Source organism: Microbacterium sp. F51-2R (assembly GCF_052180235.1).
GTDB lineage: Bacteria > Actinomycetota > Actinomycetes > Actinomycetales > Microbacteriaceae > Microbacterium.
In genome coordinates this window covers 2,240,751-2,256,168 of the sequence record NZ_CP197470.1, presented here as the reverse complement: position 1 = coordinate 2,256,168, position 15,418 = coordinate 2,240,751, and the positions used below count along the sequence as shown (strand labels likewise).

Genomic DNA, 15,418 nt, shown 5'->3' with positions numbered 1-15,418 from the left:
ATGACCGACAAGGACTTCGAACCGAACGAGGTCCCGGGTGCGGAGGGGTCGGAGGCTCAGGCTTCCGGCCCCGCTCCGCAGGACGGGACGGATGCCGCGACCGAGGACGAGCTGACGCTCGACGACATCCTCGGCGCGACGCAGAACGCCGACGCCGCGGCCGAGGACGCAAAGCTCGCCGACCTCGAGTCCGCGCTGCTGCTGGACCTCAAGCGCCTCCAGGCCGAGTACGCCAACTACCGCCGCCGCACCGAGGAGCAGCGCGAGCTCGAGATCTCCCGCGCGAAGGGCGAGGCCGCCAAGGGCCTGCTCCCCGTGCTCGACGACCTCGACCGCGCCGCCAAGCACGGCGACCTGCAGGAGGGTACGCCCTTCGCCGCGATCGGCGACAAGGTGCGTGCCGTCGCCGAGCGGCTCGGCGTCGTCGCCTACGGTGAGGCCGGAGAGGTCTTCGATCCGCAGCATCACGAGGCGATCTTCCAGGCGCCGACCCCCGGCGTCGAGACGCCGACAGTGCTCGAGGTCGTCGAGGTGGGCTACCGCCTCGGCACGGTCGAGCTGCGCCCGGCGAAGGTCGTCGTCGCCGTCCCCGCCGAGTAGGAGCATCCATGGCCAGCCAGGACTGGTTAGACAAGGACTTCTACGCGGTCCTCGGCGTCTCCAAAGACGTCAGCGAGGCCGACCTCAAGAAGACCTACCGCAAGCTTGCGCGCGCGCATCACCCCGACTCCAATCAGGGTGATGCCGCCGCGGAGGCGAAGTTCAAGGAGGTCTCCGAGGCGTACTCGGTGCTCTCCGACCCCGAGCAGCGCAAGGAGTACGACCAGATCCGCGCGATGGGGGCCGGAGGCGCCCGCTTCACGGCGGGTGGCCAGGGCGCGGGCGGCTTCGAGGACGTGTTCTCGATGTTCGGCCAGGGCGGACGCCCCGGCGGCACGCGCTTCCAGACGTCCGGCGCCGACTACGACGACATCTTCTCGATGTTCGAGCAGGCGCGCGGCGGGCGGGGAGGCAGCTTCGGCACGGGCCGCTTCGGTCAGCCGACCGGCGGATTCCGCGGCTACGGCGGTCCGACGCGCGGCTCCGACGTCACGGCGCGGACGACGATGGACTTCGTCACCGCGACCAAGGGCGAGACCATCACGCTGCAGGGCGAAGACGGCAAGCCCTTCAAGGTCAAGATCCCCGCGGGCGTCGCGGACGGCCAGAAGATCCGCCTGCGCGGACGCGGGCGCCCCTCTCCCGACGGCGGGGAGCCGGGCGATGTCGTCGTCGCGGTGACGGTCCGCCCGCACCCCGTCTTCACGCGGGAGGGCCTCAACCTCCGCCTCACGGTGCCCGTCACTTTCACCGAGGCGGTGTTCGGCGCGACCATCGAGGTGCCCACGCTCGGCGGCGATCCCGTCAAGCTGCGGGTGGCTCCGGGCACGCCGTCCGGCCGGGTGCTGCGCGTCAAAGGACGCGGCGTCCAGACGGCGAAGGGCACGGGCGACCTGCTCGCCGAGGTGCAGGTCGCGGTGCCCTCGCACCTCGACGACGCGGCCCGCGAGGCGCTGGAGCGCTTCCGGGAGGTCGAGCCGAAGGAGAATCCGCGCGCCGAGCTCATGTCGAAGGCGCGCGGCTAGGAGTATCGGGTACCGGAAGCGAGTGAGGAGGTGACGACCGATGATGCACGACGACCTCGATGAGGACGCCCCGATCTTCGCGATCGCCGTCGCCGCCGAGCTCTCCGGCATGCACCCGCAGACGCTGCGGCAGTACGACCGGCTGGGCCTCGTCGTCCCGGCGCGCACGCAGGGCGGCTCCCGCCGCTATTCGCTGCGTCACGTGCAGCAGCTCCGCGAAGTGGCACGGATGTCGGCCGACGGCATGGGTCTTCCCGCCATCGCGCGCATCCTCGAGCTCGAAGACCGCGTGCGCGAGCTGCACCTGCGGGTGCGCGACCTCGAAGACCGCGTCCGCACCGAGCTCGAGCGACGCCCCGGGGCGCGCGTCTTCGCTGCCGGAGCCACGGGCGCCGTCGTCACGCTCCGCCACGGCACGCGCGTGCGCCGCGCGACCGAGGTCGTGCTGTGGCGTCCGCGGCAGAGCATCGCCGCCGCGGCCGAGGGCGATGAGTCGACGGATGCCGCGTCCGCCCCCGACGACAAGGTCTAGCTGCGCCCCGCCGACGCACGGCACACTGAGCGGATGGCCACCCTCGACGACGTGCGCGCGATCGCGCTGAGCCTGCCAGAGACGCACGAGGCAGTGGACGGCCACCGCGGGGGAGTGAGCTGGCGCACGAAGGACGGCCTGTTCGTCTGGGAGCGCGGCCCGAGCAAGGCCGATCTGGCAAGGCTCGAGGAACTGGGCCGGGAGTGGCCCGCCGGCCCCGTCGTCGGCGTCCGCACCGATGGTCTCGAGGGCAAGGCGGCGCTCCTCGGATCGTTCCCGGAGCAGTTCTTCACGATCCCCCACTTCGACGGCTATCCGGCCGTCCTCGTGCGGCTCGAGGCGATCGACGCGGAGCTCCTCCGCGAGGTCGTGACCGACGCGTGGCTGCTCAGGGCGCCGAAGCGGCTGGCCAAGGAGTGGCTGGCCGTCCACCCGCCCGTTTCGGACGACTGAGGTCTAGCCGATCGACTTCACGGCGGCGCGGGCGGCCTCCGTGGCCCGGTCGGGCTGCGGCGGGTTGGCCGCGACGAACGCCTCGTAGTCCGAGCGGGAGAGATCGGCGTACGAGTAGGCCCACTCCAGGATCGCCTCCCCGACGATCCGGCCGTTGCCGATGTAGCCTGCCACCTCCGCCGCGTTCGGCGACTGCGAGTGGGCTCGTGCGAGGACCGCGCTGCACGTCTGGGCGTACTGGTGGAACGCGGCATCCTCGAGCTGGTCCATGTCGATGCCGCCCTTCATGTCGTTGAACTGGCGCACGTAGAAGTCGCCCGCGAAGGCGCGGAGGTGCCCGAGGAAGGGGTCGGAGACGGCCTGCAGGATCCGCTGCAGCGCCACGACCCGCCCGCCTTCGCCGTGCTCTGCGATGAAGCGCTGCACCTCCTCCGGCTGCGGGATGCCGCCGTACTGCTCCAGGACGCTGCGCTGGGCCTGCTTGCCCTGCAGGATCAGGGCGTTGCCGTCGCCGTCCTGCAGGGCGATGACGGCGCAGAGCGTGCCGACGCTGCCCACGCCGACCACGCGCAGCGCGATGTCGCACAGCGTGTACTGGTAGAGGACGAGGCGCACGTCGACGTTCGCCGACGCGACATAGCGGCGCATGTTCTCGTGCAGGCGCTCCTCGATCTCGGCCGTCGTGTGGATCATCGTCGGGGGGCGCTCGATGAACGTCAGCCGGCCGTCCTCGCCGATCGTCGTGAGCTTGCGGGCGGCGCGGTCGCCGGTGCGCTTCTCGGCTTCCTTGATCGCCGCCCGCGTCGCGGCCTGCGACTCGGGGTCCATCGCGGCGATGCCCGATTCGGCGTCGAAGTGCTCATAGAAGCGCCGGAGGCTGCTGCGCGCGGCGTTGGCCGCCATCGACCGCGCGTACGTCCGCACGGCGGCGAGCGCGGCATCCTGAACCACCCGCTCTTCTCGCGACGTCGCCTGACCCGCGATCACGATGCTGGCGATGAGGCGCTTGACGTCCCACTCCCACGGGGCCCACGCCGCTTCGTCGAAGTCGTTGAGGTCGAACATGAGGGTGCGCTGCGGCGAGGCGAAGAAGCCGAAGTTCGACACGTGCGCGTCGCCGCAGGAGGCGACCAGGATGCCGCTGTGCTCGTCGCGCCCGAGATCGGCGGCCTGGATCGCGGCCGTCCCCCGGTAGAAGGCGAACGGGCTCGCCGACATGCGCTCGATGCGCAGCGGCACGAGGTCCTGCATGCGCAGGGCGTTCTGCTCGTCGAGGATCGCCAGCGGTTGCCGATCGGTCGTCGACAGGTGCGCGAGGCCGCTGCGCGGCGCGCGTTCGCGGGCCTCCTTGCCCGCCGCCATGCGTTCGGCGACGGTGGCCGGACGCGTCCACGGCAGGCGGGAGATGTGTGCCTCGGTCATGCGGCACATCCTCCCACCGCCCTCGGGAGCCGGGTAGGCACGTCACGCGGCGCGGGTGAGCCCGCGGCGATGCATCGGTAGTGCGCCCGCCGCCCGCTCTAGAGTTCTGCCATGGCGCGGCAGAAGATGACCGAGCAGCGATGGGCCGAGGCGACCCACTGGCCTCTCATCATCGCGTCGATCCTGTGGCTGTTCGCCTACTCGTGGAAGGTCATCGCCGACGTGAGCGGGCCTGGCGCCGTCGGGCTGTGGATCGTCATCGGCGGCACCTACGCGTTCTTCGTCGTCGACTACCTCGTGCGGCTCATGCTGGCCGACCCCCGGGCGCCGTGGTTCCGCGCGCACCTGCTCGACCTCGCGATCGTCGCCATCCCGATGCTCCGCGTGCTGCGGCTCCTGCGCGTGCTCACGACCTTCCGCTTCGGCAAGCAGTCGGCGGGCACGGCCCTTCGCAATCGCATCGCGATCTACGGCGTGGGGGCGTCGCTGCTGGTCATCTACCTCTGCTCGCTCGCCGTGCTGGAGGCCGAGCGAGGCGTGCCCGGCGCCAACATCGAGACCTTCGGCGATGCCATCTGGTGGGCCTTCGTGACGGTGGCGACGGTCGGCTACGGCGACTTCTTCCCCGTCACGGCCGTCGGCCGCATGTGGGCGGTCGGCCTCATGGCCAGCGGCATCGCGATCGTCGGCACGGTCACGGCGACCGTGTCGTCGTGGGTCATCGAGCTGGCCTCGCAGGGGCGCGACGACAATGAGCCCTCCACGAGAGGGCAGATGCGCGAGCTGCTCAAAGAGGTGAGCGATCTGCGCCAGCAGCTCGCTCAGGCCGAGCAGACCTCGAAGGAGTGATCGTGGAACCCCTCGCCGACTCGCCCGCCGCGTCGTACCGCGAGCGCCGCATCGAATCCCTCTCGCTCGCGCTCGGCGCGGGAGCCTTCGTCGTGGTCGCGGTCGTCGCGATCATCGCCTTCCGGGGGCAGGCCGCGCCCATCGCGGGTCCCGGCTCGGTGGGCCAGTTCGCGGCCGTCTGCTCGGGGGCCGTCGCGATCGCCGCCTTCGTGACCGGCGACCTCGTCGTGCGCCGAGGGCGCCGCGGCTTCCTCGCGATCGTCGACCTCGCCGCCCTCGCCTTCGCGCACGCCGTCATCGCGATCCTCACGTGGACGCTCCTGTCGGTGATCCTCGAGGACGCCTTCTTCAGCGCCGAGGTCTACGCGATCCCCGTCATCCTGCTGTCGGGCGCCGTCGCTGCGGTGACCGCCTACGTCGCGTTCCTCTCCGCGACGCACATGGACCTCACGCTTCTGGCGATCCTCCTCGCGACGTTCCTCATCGAGGGGATGCTCGCGAGCATGCTGACGGCGTCCGACCCGCTGTGGTGGCACGAGCACCTGAGCTCGCTCGGCGCGACGCGGGACATCTCGTCGCTCGCGTTCAACCTCACGCTCATCGTCGCGGGGATCATGGTGACGACCCTCGCGCGGTCGGCGACCGCCGGCGTGCCCTCGAGCAACCCTCACGGCATGGCGCGGGTGCGGCTGTGCCTCGTGCTCATCGGCGTGTTCCTCGCCTTCGTCGGCGTCTTCAAGGTCGACGACTTCTTCTGGCTGCACACCGGCTTCGCCTCGGGCATGGCGGTCGTCTACGGCGTGCTCGTCATCCGTCTCCCCGCCTGGGTCCCCGATCTGTCGCGCTTCTTCATCGTGCTCGGGTGGGTGTTCTTCGGCCTCATGCTGCTGCTCGGCGTCTTCTACGCGATCGGCAGGTACACGCTGACAGCGGTCGAGCTCGTCGGGGGGACGCTCGTGTTCACCTGGATCATCCTCTTCATCCGCAACGCCGCCGCGCTGCAGCAGGACACCACGCGCTGACGGATGCCGCGTCACGGCGCGGGCGCGGCGGCTGAGGGGTGCCGGATCAGCCCCAGGTGGCGGCGGCGCCGCTGTGGCCCACGATGACGACCGCGACGATCGCGCCGATCGCCATGAGCACCGCGATGATGCCCAGCACGATGTCGACGGCGCGCACGAGCATCGCGCGATCCCGGATGCGCCGGCGGACGATCGTCTGCCAAGCCCACAGGAGCACCGCCACGAGCAGGAGCGCGATGGCGACGGCGTTCATGACGCCGGCGTCGGAGGCGTGACGCTCGACGGCCGCGGTCTCGCGCACCCGCTCCTCGAGCCACTCGCCGCTCGTATGGGTGACCAGCGCGAAGCCGCAGGCGACGGCCGCGACGAGGGGAGTGAGGAACGTGAGCTTGCGGGCCGCGGCGGGCCACACCGCCGAGACGCCCAGCATGAGCGCCGCAAGCGGGATGAGCACGACGGTCGCGTGGACGAGGAGCGGGTGCAGCGGGATGCCCCACAGCTCCCAGTCGATGATGTTCTCCACCGTCATTCCTTTCGCCGACGCTCCGATGCAGAAGCTAGTCCTCGCGCGGGCGCATCCCGCGCCGTTGACTCCGGCTCGCTGGCAGAGTAAGGCCGCCGGCGCGTGCGCCGAGCCGGGTCACGATCGCGACCCGTGTGCGCGCGCCCGCGTCGGCCCCCGACGGGCGGCGGCTACTCTGACGCCGTGAAGCGCCGTCATCTGCAACCGCCCGCCCCACCGGTCGTGGCGCCCGTGCCCGCGCTCTCGCCGGTGCTGCGCACGCTCCTCGGCCTCGCCGCCGCCGTCATCGCCCTCGCGGGCCTGTACTTCGCGCGAGAGCTCGTCGGGCCGCTCGCGCTCGCCGCGGTCATCGTCATCATCTGCCACCCCGTGCGGTTCCCGCTGGAGCGCCGGGGGTGGCCGACCTGGGCGGCTACGACGGGGGTGATCCTCATCTGCTACCTCATCCTCGCCGTCATGGTGGCGCTCCTCTGGTACGCCGGCGTGCAGTTCGCGGGCCTCGTCGCCTCCTACGAGGACCAGCTGAAGTCCAGTGCCACCTCCGCGGTCTCCTGGCTGCAGTCGCTCGGGCTGGACGGACAGGCGGCGGATGCCGCGGCATCCGTCCTCAAGCCCGGAAACGTGCTCGCGTTCGCCACCTCGCTCGGCGGGACCGTGCTGGGAGTGCTGACGGCGTTCTTCTTCGTCGTGGCCTACGTGATCTTCATGGCCGCCGACGGCGCCCGCTACTCGCGCGCGGAGGCGGCGTTCGGACGCGCCGCGCGGCCGACGATGCAGCGCTTCCAGGCCTACAACTCCGGCGTGCGGCGGTACTACGTCGTCAACGCGAGCTTCGGCGCGGTCGTGGCGGTCATCGACGGCCTCGCGCTGTGGGCGCTCGGCGTGCCGGCGCCCGCGGTGTGGGCGATCCTCGCGTTCGTGACGAACTTCGTCCCCAACATCGGGTTCATCCTCGGGCTCATCCCGCCGGCCCTGCTCGCACTCGTCGTCGGCGGCTGGCCGCTCATGCTCGTCGTGATCGGGATCTACTGCGTCGTGAACGTCACGCTGCAGGTGCTCGTGCAGCCGAAGTTCGTGAGCGACGCCGTGAGCCTCAGCCTCACGCTGAGCTTCTTCTCGGTCATCTTCTGGACCTTCGTCATCGGCCCGCTCGGGGCGATCCTGTCGATCCCGCTCACGCTCCTCGTGCGCGCGCTCGTGCTCGACGGCGATCCCGGCGCCCGCTGGCTGCGCTGGCTCTCGGGCGACCAGGATGCGGCGCCGATCCGGCCGGGCGACCCGCCGCCCCCGACGGGGTAGGGGAACGGGCCGGCCGGCTCGGCGCGGCCTGCCGTGCGCCGCGCGCCGTGCGCCGACGGCTAGGGCCGGGGCGGCTCGATCCGCAGCACGGTCGGCGATTCCCCGACCGCCAGGTCGTCGACGACGCGCACCGTGCGGGCGAGGTCGTCGATGCTGCCTGCCACGATGCCGAAGCGCTCGCGGTCGCTGCACACGGCCGTGACCGTGATGAAGTGGGTGCCGGTGTCCCACGTGTAGGTCGCGAAGGGCGGAGTGCGCGGGTCTGCCGGCAGCGGCATCGCGAGCTTCTCACCGACGCCGAGGTGGGGATTGCGGAAGCTCTCGGTGTCGTCGTACTCCATGGGCATCATGGCGCGCGCGGCGCGCAGCTGCGAGGTCGCCTCCTGGATCTGCGCCATGACGACCAGGAGGTCGGGGTCTGCCCGCCACACCCACACCAGCACGCGTCCGGCGGCGCGTCGCATGAGGAACGGGGCGGCCTGGCTCATGCCCCACGCGAGGAAGCCGTTGCCCTGGCGCTCCGTGGCGCCCAGGGCGCGGTTCGCCTGGGTCAGCAGCATCCTGATGGCGGTCTTGCGGTGACGGCGCCCGCGGAAGCCGAGCGAATCCGTCACGGGAACCCAGAGCGTGGAGTCGGCGTCCGCCTGGAGTCGAGGCATGCGTCCAGATTATGCGCCCCGCCCCTCCCCCCTCCTGTCGCGAGAGGGCAGAGATGTGCGCGACACGCCGGGGGCAACGCCCATTTCTGCCCTCTCGCGAACGAGAGGCGGGGGGCGAGAAGAGGCGGGGCGGGGAGGGGGGGGAGGGCGGAGCGGGAGGGGAGGGGGCTAGTTCAGGGCCGAGGTGAGGCGGGCCACCCCGTCCGAGAAGGTCGCCGACCGGGGCTCGCGCCGCCATTGCTCGAGCGTCAGCTCGCGGCCCGCGCGACGGTAGCCCTCCTCGACCTCGCGCATGCCGGCCACGAACGACGCGCCGCGCACGAGCACCGAGACCTCGGCGTTGAGGCTGAACGAGCGGATGTCCATGTTGCTCGACCCGATGACGGCGATGTCGTCGTCGATCGAGAAGTGCTTGGAGTGGAGGATGTAGGGCGCCGGGTAGAGGAAGATCCGCACACCCGCCTGCAGCAGGGTCTCGTAGTACGACCGCTGCGCATGCCAGACGAGCCACTGGTCGCCGATCTCCGAGACGAACAGCTGCACCTCGACGCCGCGTTCGCACGCCGACGTGATCGCGTAGACCATCGCCTCGTCGGGCACGAAGTAGGGGCTCGTGAGGATGACCTTCTCGGTGGCGCCGTAGATGAGCGAGAGGAAGAGCCGCAGGTTGTTCTCGGTCGCGTAGGTCGGCCCGCTGGGCACGACCTGGCACAGCAGGTCGCCCTTGGCGGGCATCGTCTCGACGGCGACGTACTCGTCGGGCAGCTGCTGCCCGGTCTCGATGGCCCAGTCCGAGAGGAAGACGACATTGAGGGCGGATGCCGCGGGCCCCTCCACGCGCGTCACGAGCTCCTGCCACTGCAGCCCTCGCTTCTGGTTCTTCGGCGAGTCGTAGCTGCGGTCGATGAGGTTCTGCGAGCCGGTGAACGCCACGACGCCGTCGACAACGACGATCTTGCGGTGGTTGCGGAGGTCGGGCCGCTGGTACCTGCCCTTGAACGGCTGGACCGGGAGCATCCACGCCCACTCGGCGCCGATGCGGTCGAGCTCGGCCGTCATCTGCTTCGAGTTCGCGACCTTGCGCGTCGCGATGTGATCGGCGAGCACGCGCACCTTCACGCCGCGTTTCACGGCGGTCTCCATCGCCGTGAAGAACGGCCGTGTCGTGTCGTCGAGGCCGATGATGAAGAACTCGACGTGCACGTAGTGCTGCGCTCTGTCGACTTCGGCGGCCATCTGAAGGATCGAGCCGTTGTAGTCGCCGTTGAGGGTCATCGCGTTGCCGTGGAGGGCCGGGATGCCGGTCAGGGCCTCCGCCTGCTGAAGCACACGCTGGAACCAGCGCGGCTCGTCGGCGTGCGGCGGGTCCAGCTTCGCGAGGGCGACCCGCTCGCGGATCAGCGCATCGATGCGCGCCTGCTCCTGCACGCGGGCCTTCGGCAGCTTGATGCTGCCGATGAGCAGGAACAGGATGATGCCGACGTAGGGGAAGAGGAAGATCGCAAGGAGCCACGCCATCGCGGCGGTGGGCTTGCGGCGCTGGGGGAGGATCAGCAGCGCCGCGATGATGATCGCGAGGTTGACCGCGACGCCGGCAATCCAGATGAGGTTGGCGGTCAGGGCGGGATCCATGGCGAGACACTCCCGGCATCGAGGGCGGGTCCGGTCCCCGCCGATGCCCTGAACCGTACCGCGCCGCACTCCCGGGCCTGTCACCCCGGGCGGGTGAGGCAGGCAGTGCCCCGACCCGCGCGGTGGCGGGGCGCCGGGCCCTACAGTGGCGCCATGAGCGACTCGCCCCCCGCGCCAGGCGTGCCCCTCCCCGCGCCGGATCCGGCCCCCGCCGACGCTCTCGCGGAGCGTCGGGGCGAGGCATCCGTCGTCCTTCCCGAAGCCGGATCGGGCATCAGGGCGCGCATCCTCGCGGTGATCGACAGACCGCTCGTGGGCGGATTCGCCGCGACTCTCGGCGTGCTCGCGGCGCTTCTTCTCGGAAGCGCCCTGATCTCGATCTCGACGATCCTCGTCTACATCGTGCTCGCGCTCTTCCTCGCGCTCGGGCTCGATCCGATCGTGCGCCTGCTCGAGCGGCACAGGGTGGGTCGCGGCGCCGGCATCGGGATCGTGTTCGGCGCGTTCGCGCTGCTCATGGCGGCGTTCGTCATCTTCGTGCTGCCTCCGGTCATCGCCCAGATCGGCCAGTTCGTGCGCGCCATCCCCGAGGGGCTCGACGAGATCCCGCAGTCGGAGTGGTTCCTGTCGCTTCCGGGGGACTGGCAGGTCGGCATCGGCGTGGCCATCGACCAGCTCTCGGCGACGCTGTCGGATCCGGCATTCCTCGCGGCGATCGGCGGGGGAGTGCTCTCGGTCGGCATCGGCCTCGTCGCGGCGATCTCGGGCGGGTTCATCGTCGTCGCCCTGACGCTCTACTTCCTCGCGTCGCTCACCTCGATGAAGAACGCGTTCTACTCCCTCGCCCCGGCGCGCAGCCGCCCGAAGCTCTCCGACATGACGGAGCGGATCACCGCTTCGGTGGGCAGCGCCCTCATCGGCTCGGTGACGATCTCGTCGCTCAACGCGCTCGTCGTGTTCCTGCTGCACATCTTCATCGGCCTCCCGTTCCCGGCGCTCATGGCGGTCGTGGCCTTCGTCATCACGCTCATCCCGCTCTTCGGCTCGGTGATCTTCTGGATCCTCGCGTCGGTCATCGCGCTCTTCTCGAGCCCGCAGCAGGCGCTCATCTTCTTCATCGCGTACCTCGTCTACATCCAGATCGAGTCCTACGTCGTGAGCCCCCGCGTCATGAACAGCGCCATCTCGATCCCCGCGGCGCTCGTGCTGATCGCGGCGATGGTCGGCGGCACGCTCATGGGCGTCCTCGGCGTGCTCGTGGCCCTCCCCGTCACGGCATCGGTGCTGCTCATCATCCGCGAGGTCGTCGTCCCCAAGCAGGATCAGAAGACGTAGCGCCGTCCCGGCGCGCACTCCGGAGCCCCGAAACCGCCCTCGGGTAGAGTGGTGGCGCGCCTGGAGCATCCTCCTGGCGCGCCGCAGAGATAGGCAGCCACCGATCCCGTGACTCCCCCCGCGACTCCCGACAGCCCCACGCCCGCCGGCACCGGCGCGCGCCCCGACCGGCTCACGATCCTCATCGGCGCCGACACGTTCTCGCCCGACGTCAACGGCGCGGCGCGCTTCGCCGAGCGCCTCGCGGCGGGACTCGTCGCACGCGGACACGACGTGCACGTCGCCGCGCCCAGCAAGACCCACGCCCAGCACGGAACCTTCCGCGAGGTCATCGAGGGCCAGGAGATGACGATCCACCGCCTCCCGTCGTGGCGGTGGTATCCGCACGACTGGCTGCGCTTCGTCATGCCGTTCCGCTCCAAGTACTACGCGCGCCGCGTGCTCTCCGAGGTGCAGCCCGACGTCGTGCACATCCAGTCGCACATCGTCATCGGCCGCGGGCTCACCCGCATCGCCCGCGAACGCGGCATCCCCGTCGTCGCGACCAACCACGTCATGGCCGAGAACGTCCTCGACTTCACGATCCTCCCCAAGGCCCTGACGCGCCGCGCCGTGAAGTACGCGTGGGACGACGCGAAGCGCACCTTCGCCATGACCCGCGCGGTCACGACCCCGACGCGCCGGGCTGCGGACTTCCTCGAGAAGACGATCCAGATCAAGAACGTCATCGCCATCAGCTGCGGCATCGACCGGGCCAACTACTCGCCCGACCTGACGCCCCGCGACGCCAACCGCATCCTCTTCGTCGGACGCCTCACCACCGAGAAGCGCATCGACGAGGTGCTGCGGGCGATCGCGAAGCTCGATCCCGCCCTCGACGTGCACTTCGACGTCGTCGGCGGCGGCGACCAGCGCCGCAACCTCGAGCTGCTGACCCACCAGCTGGGCCTCGACAAGCGCGTGACCTTCCACGGGCACACCTCCGAGGAGGAGCTGCGCGCCCTGTATTCGCGGGCGAGCGTGTTCGCGATCGCATCGATCGCCGAGCTGCAGTCGATCGCGACGATGGAGGCCATGGCCTCGGGTCTTCCCATCGTCGCAGCCAACGCCGTCGCGCTGCCGCACCTCGTGCACGACGGCGAGAACGGCTACCTCTTCGAGCCCGGCGACGTCGACCAGCTCGCGGCGCGCCTCACCGATGTGCTGACCGCGGCTCCCGAGGAACGGCTGCGCATGCAGCAGGCATCGCTCGAGGGCGTGAAGGTGCACGACATCCATCGCACGCTCGACACGTTCGAGGCGCTCTACCGCGACGAACCGCTCCCCGAGTAGGCCCTCGTGCACGTCGTGATGTTCGGCGACCAGCACGTCGAGTCGCTCGGCGGAGCGCAGGTCTCGATACGCCTGCAGCGGCGCTTCCTCGAGCGCGCGGGGCACACCGTCACGATCGTCGCGCCCGCGATGCACGGGCCGCGGGGCCGTGCGGTCGCGCCGGATGCCGCCTACCTCGACATGCCGTCGACCCCCCTCACGCTCGACCGCGAGTACTCGCTCACGTGGCCGGGACGACGGACGGACAGATGGGTGGATGCCGCGCTCCGCCGCCGCCCTCCCGTCGATGTGGTGCACGTGCAGGCCGACTTCTGGGGCGCGTACATCGGGCATCGGTTCGCCGCCCGTCACGGCCTTCCCGTCGTCCACACGATGCACAACCGCGTCGATGTCGGGATCGAGGCGACCGCGCCCTTTCCGAAGCTCGTGCTGCGGACGCTCAACCGGTGGGAGCGGCACGCGCTCTCCTCGCCGACGGCGGGGGCCGACGGCTGGGCGTACCTCCGCCGGCTCGCCACGGCGAGTGCTGCGGTGACGGCGCCCTCGAGCCACTTCGCTCGGCGCCTCGAGCGTCACGGAGTCGTCCCCGCGTCCGGCGGAGTCGACGTCATCTGGAACGGGATCGACGACGACGTCCTCGACGAAGCCCTCGCGGCCGACCTCGCCGCGCCCGCCGTCGGGCGTGCGGCGGGGGTGCCGCGGTTCGTGTGGCTCGGCCGGATGAGCCCCGAGAAGCGGCTGCTCCCGTTCCTCGAGGCGCTCGCCGACTCCGGCATCCGCGCCGACGTCGAGGTGATCGGCGGCGGCGGGCAGCTCGCCGCGGCGCGCAGGCTCGTCGAGCGGCGCCGGCCCGCGGCATTCGTCGTCTTCGCCGGTCGGCAGACCTACACCGAGACGCTCCGGCGCATCCGCGCCGCCGACGCCGTCGTGCAGACCTCGATCGGCTTCGAGACGCAGGGCATGACCGTGTTCGAGGCCGCGTCGCTCGGGACCCCCGCCGTGGTCAGCGACCCCGACATCGCGGCCGAGCTCGGCTCGGGATACTGGGGGGTCGCGGATGCCTCGATCCCGGCGCTCGCCGCCGCGCTGCGCCAGGCCGCGGCCGACGTCGAGGCCGGTACCGCGCCGGTGCCGGACGCGTCGATCCGCGAGAGGTTCCGCCAGTCCTCCCGGACGGCGGCCATGATCGAGGTCTACGACCGCGTGCGCTGAGCCGCTGGCGCCTGGTCCGGCGGGGGGCGGCCGCGCCCCGCCGCCGCCGAGTTGCCACTTGATGTGGCAACTCGACGCCGAGTTGCGCGATCTTGTGGCAACTCGCGCCCGGGCGAGGGCGAGGCGCCGGCGCGGGGTCGGGGTCAGGACCGAAGCGGGGTCGATGTCAGGACCGGGACCGGGGCCGGGTCAGGGGAGGCGCGTGCGGTCGGTCGGCGTCCGGCGGTAGCCGTCCCTCGGAAGGGCGACGATCGTCGAGGCGAACGCGACAACGGCAAGCGCTGCAAGAAGAATCACCATCAACATGGCAGAAACGCTACGCTTGCACCAGAACTGCCACGAGTGGCAGGATGGACACACGTCGCACGAAAACTGCCACCCTTGGTTCGTGCCGACGAATCCCTCGACCAGCCCGGGAGCACGCCATGAAGACCGTCGCCGTCATCGTCCAGGAGGGGTTCGCGCCCTTCGAATTCGGCCTCGCCTGCGAGGCGTTCGGTCTCGATAGGTCCGACGACGGGATCCCGAACTTCGACTTCCGGATCGTGACCCCCGAGCCCGGCGCCGTGCGCGCCAACATGGCCTTCTCGATCAACGTCGAGCACGACCTCACGTTCGCCGATGAGGCCGATCTCGTGGTGGTGACACCGATTCCGCGCCGCTCCTGGCGTACCGTCGACCGGCGGGTCATCGACGTCGTACGCCGCGCAGCCGCCCGCGGTGCGTGGGTGCTGAGCGTGTGCAGCGGCTCGTTCGTCATGGCTGCAGCCGGCGTGCTCGACGGCCGGCGCGCGACGACGCACTGGAAGTACGCCGACGAGATGCAGGCGATGTACCCCGCCATCGAGGTCGACCCCGACGTGCTCTACGTGCAGGACGGCCGGCTCATCACGAGCGCCGGGACGGCGGCCGGGCTCGACGCGTGCCTGCACCTCCTTCGGCAGGAGCTCGGCGCCGAACTCGCCAACAAGATCGCCCGGCGCATGGTCGTTCCGCCGCAACGCGACGGCGGTCAGGCCCAGTTCATCGACAAGCCCCTCCCCGAGGTGCAGAGCCTGTCGCTCGCGCCCGTCACCGACTGGATGCTCGAGAACATCCGTCTCGAGCTCACCGTCGACCAGCTCGCCGCCAAGGCCCACATGTCGCCGCGCACGTTCGCCCGCCGCTTCAAGGCCGACTTCGGCGCGACGCCGGCCGCCTGGCTCGCCCGGCAGCGCATCATCCACGCCCAGCGCCTCCTCGAGAAGACCGATCTCGGCCTCGACCGCGTCGCGTACGAGAGCGGCTTCGGGTCGGCGGCGGTGCTGCGCCAGAACTTCGCGCGCGTGCTCGGCATCACTCCCACGGCGTACCGGGCCCGGTTCGCGTGCACGGATTCGATGACGGATGCCGCGGCCGAGGCATCCGTTCTCGAAATCGTCGCCTGACCCTTCTGCGTCCGGAAGAGCCCTCGCGGGCGTCTCGCGAGGGCGCATTGTCGCGGCATCCGTCCTTTGCTAAACTTGAGTCACACCGACTCAAGT

At 70.8% G+C, this 15,418-nt stretch carries 15 protein-coding genes; 11 read left to right on the top strand and 4 right to left on the bottom strand.

What is annotated here, in order from left to right; translation table 11 throughout:
- The 4 genes from ACSBPH_RS10025 to ACSBPH_RS10010 are packed head-to-tail and all read left to right on the top strand — an operon-like array spanning position 1 to position 2,610.
- Positions 1-600: a nucleotide exchange factor GrpE gene (locus ACSBPH_RS10025; protein ID WP_442574203.1), complete on the top strand. Its 600-nt coding sequence runs from the start codon at positions 1-3 to the stop codon at positions 598-600.
- Positions 601-608: 8 nt separating this feature from the next.
- On the top strand, positions 609-1,625 hold the full coding sequence (locus tag ACSBPH_RS10020; RefSeq protein WP_442574202.1) for a DnaJ C-terminal domain-containing protein: 1,017 nt from the start codon (positions 609-611) through the stop codon (positions 1,623-1,625).
- 40 nt (positions 1,626-1,665) lie between these two features.
- A complete protein-coding gene (locus tag ACSBPH_RS10015) occupies positions 1,666-2,157 on the top strand; it encodes a heat shock protein transcriptional repressor HspR (RefSeq protein ID WP_442574201.1) in 492 nt (163 codons plus the stop codon).
- A 33-nt stretch (positions 2,158-2,190) separates the two neighbouring features.
- On the top strand, positions 2,191-2,610 hold the full coding sequence (locus tag ACSBPH_RS10010; protein ID WP_442574200.1) for an MmcQ/YjbR family DNA-binding protein: 420 nt from the start codon (positions 2,191-2,193) through the stop codon (positions 2,608-2,610).
- A 3-nt stretch (positions 2,611-2,613) separates the two neighbouring features.
- Here ACSBPH_RS10010 and ACSBPH_RS10005 read toward each other — a convergent pair whose 3' ends face one another.
- Positions 2,614-4,032 (bottom strand): DUF2252 domain-containing protein, encoded by a 1,419-nt coding sequence (locus ACSBPH_RS10005; RefSeq protein WP_442574199.1) that lies wholly within the window; start codon positions 4,030-4,032, stop codon positions 2,614-2,616.
- Between the two features lie 111 nt (positions 4,033-4,143).
- Here ACSBPH_RS10005 and ACSBPH_RS10000 point away from each other — a divergent pair, with 111 nt between their 5' ends.
- On the top strand, positions 4,144-4,881 hold the full coding sequence (locus tag ACSBPH_RS10000) for a potassium channel family protein (protein ID WP_442574198.1): 738 nt from the start codon (positions 4,144-4,146) through the stop codon (positions 4,879-4,881).
- 2 nt (positions 4,882-4,883) lie between these two features.
- Positions 4,884-5,903 carry a hypothetical protein gene (locus ACSBPH_RS09995; protein ID WP_442574197.1) on the top strand — a complete coding sequence of 340 codons (1,020 nt, stop codon included), beginning with the start codon at positions 4,884-4,886 and terminating at the stop codon, positions 5,901-5,903.
- 46 nt (positions 5,904-5,949) lie between these two features.
- Here the strand turns inward: ACSBPH_RS09995 and ACSBPH_RS09990 are convergent, their stop codons facing one another.
- Entirely contained in the window at positions 5,950-6,426 is a 477-nt protein-coding gene (locus ACSBPH_RS09990; RefSeq protein WP_442574196.1) for a DUF2231 domain-containing protein, read from the bottom strand.
- 183 nt (positions 6,427-6,609) lie between these two features.
- Between ACSBPH_RS09990 and ACSBPH_RS09985 the strand changes: the two genes are divergently transcribed.
- Positions 6,610-7,725, top strand: a complete 1,116-nt coding sequence (locus ACSBPH_RS09985) for an AI-2E family transporter (protein ID WP_442574195.1) — start codon at positions 6,610-6,612, stop codon at positions 7,723-7,725.
- 59 nt (positions 7,726-7,784) lie between these two features.
- On the opposite strand, the gene ACSBPH_RS09980 is transcribed toward ACSBPH_RS09985, so the two are convergent.
- Together ACSBPH_RS09980 and cls are read right to left on the bottom strand one after the other, a co-directional pair.
- Positions 7,785-8,384 carry a hypothetical protein gene (locus ACSBPH_RS09980; protein ID WP_442574194.1) on the bottom strand — a complete coding sequence of 200 codons (600 nt, stop codon included), beginning with the start codon at positions 8,382-8,384 and terminating at the stop codon, positions 7,785-7,787.
- A 168-nt stretch (positions 8,385-8,552) separates the two neighbouring features.
- Complete coding sequence (cls, locus tag ACSBPH_RS09975; RefSeq protein ID WP_442574193.1) at positions 8,553-10,016, bottom strand: cardiolipin synthase; 1,464 nt, start codon at positions 10,014-10,016, stop codon at positions 8,553-8,555.
- A 153-nt stretch (positions 10,017-10,169) separates the two neighbouring features.
- On the opposite strand from cls, the gene ACSBPH_RS09970 reads away from it, so the two are divergent.
- The 4 genes from ACSBPH_RS09970 (at position 10,170) to ACSBPH_RS09955 (ending at position 15,322) form a co-directional block, all read left to right on the top strand.
- Entirely contained in the window at positions 10,170-11,351 is a 1,182-nt protein-coding gene (locus ACSBPH_RS09970) for an AI-2E family transporter (protein WP_442574192.1), read from the top strand.
- 108 nt (positions 11,352-11,459) lie between these two features.
- Entirely contained in the window at positions 11,460-12,683 is a 1,224-nt protein-coding gene (locus tag ACSBPH_RS09965; protein ID WP_442574191.1) for a glycosyltransferase, read from the top strand.
- A 6-nt stretch (positions 12,684-12,689) separates the two neighbouring features.
- Positions 12,690-13,895, top strand: a complete 1,206-nt coding sequence (locus tag ACSBPH_RS09960) for a glycosyltransferase (protein WP_442574190.1) — start codon at positions 12,690-12,692, stop codon at positions 13,893-13,895.
- A gap of 425 nt (positions 13,896-14,320) precedes the next feature.
- The gene (locus tag ACSBPH_RS09955; RefSeq protein WP_442574189.1) at positions 14,321-15,322 is read left to right on the top strand and encodes a GlxA family transcriptional regulator; all 1,002 of its coding nucleotides are present in this window, start codon (positions 14,321-14,323) and stop codon (positions 15,320-15,322) included.
- Positions 15,323-15,418: the final 96 nt, after the last annotated feature.

What these genes read in the sequence shown, in the direction of transcription:
- ACSBPH_RS10020 (WP_442574202.1), top strand. Translation starts at nt 609, where the DNA reads ATGGCCAGCCAGGACTGGTTAGACAAGGACTTCTACGCGGTCCTCGGC.
- ACSBPH_RS10000 (WP_442574198.1), top strand. Translation starts at nt 4,144, where the DNA reads ATGGCGCGGCAGAAGATGACCGAGCAGCGATGGGCCGAGGCGACCCAC.
- ACSBPH_RS10025 (WP_442574203.1), top strand. Translation starts at nt 1, where the DNA reads ATGACCGACAAGGACTTCGAACCGAACGAGGTCCCGGGTGCGGAGGGG.
- ACSBPH_RS10005 (WP_442574199.1), bottom strand. Translation starts at nt 4,032, where the DNA reads ATGACCGAGGCACACATCTCCCGCCTGCCGTGGACGCGTCCGGCCACC.
- cls (WP_442574193.1), bottom strand. Translation starts at nt 10,016, where the DNA reads ATGGATCCCGCCCTGACCGCCAACCTCATCTGGATTGCCGGCGTCGCG.
- ACSBPH_RS10010 (WP_442574200.1), top strand. Translation starts at nt 2,191, where the DNA reads ATGGCCACCCTCGACGACGTGCGCGCGATCGCGCTGAGCCTGCCAGAG.
- ACSBPH_RS09980 (WP_442574194.1), bottom strand. Translation starts at nt 8,384, where the DNA reads ATGCCTCGACTCCAGGCGGACGCCGACTCCACGCTCTGGGTTCCCGTG.
- ACSBPH_RS10015 (WP_442574201.1), top strand. Translation starts at nt 1,666, where the DNA reads ATGATGCACGACGACCTCGATGAGGACGCCCCGATCTTCGCGATCGCC.
- ACSBPH_RS09970 (WP_442574192.1), top strand. Translation starts at nt 10,170, where the DNA reads ATGAGCGACTCGCCCCCCGCGCCAGGCGTGCCCCTCCCCGCGCCGGAT.
- ACSBPH_RS09955 (WP_442574189.1), top strand. Translation starts at nt 14,321, where the DNA reads ATGAAGACCGTCGCCGTCATCGTCCAGGAGGGGTTCGCGCCCTTCGAA.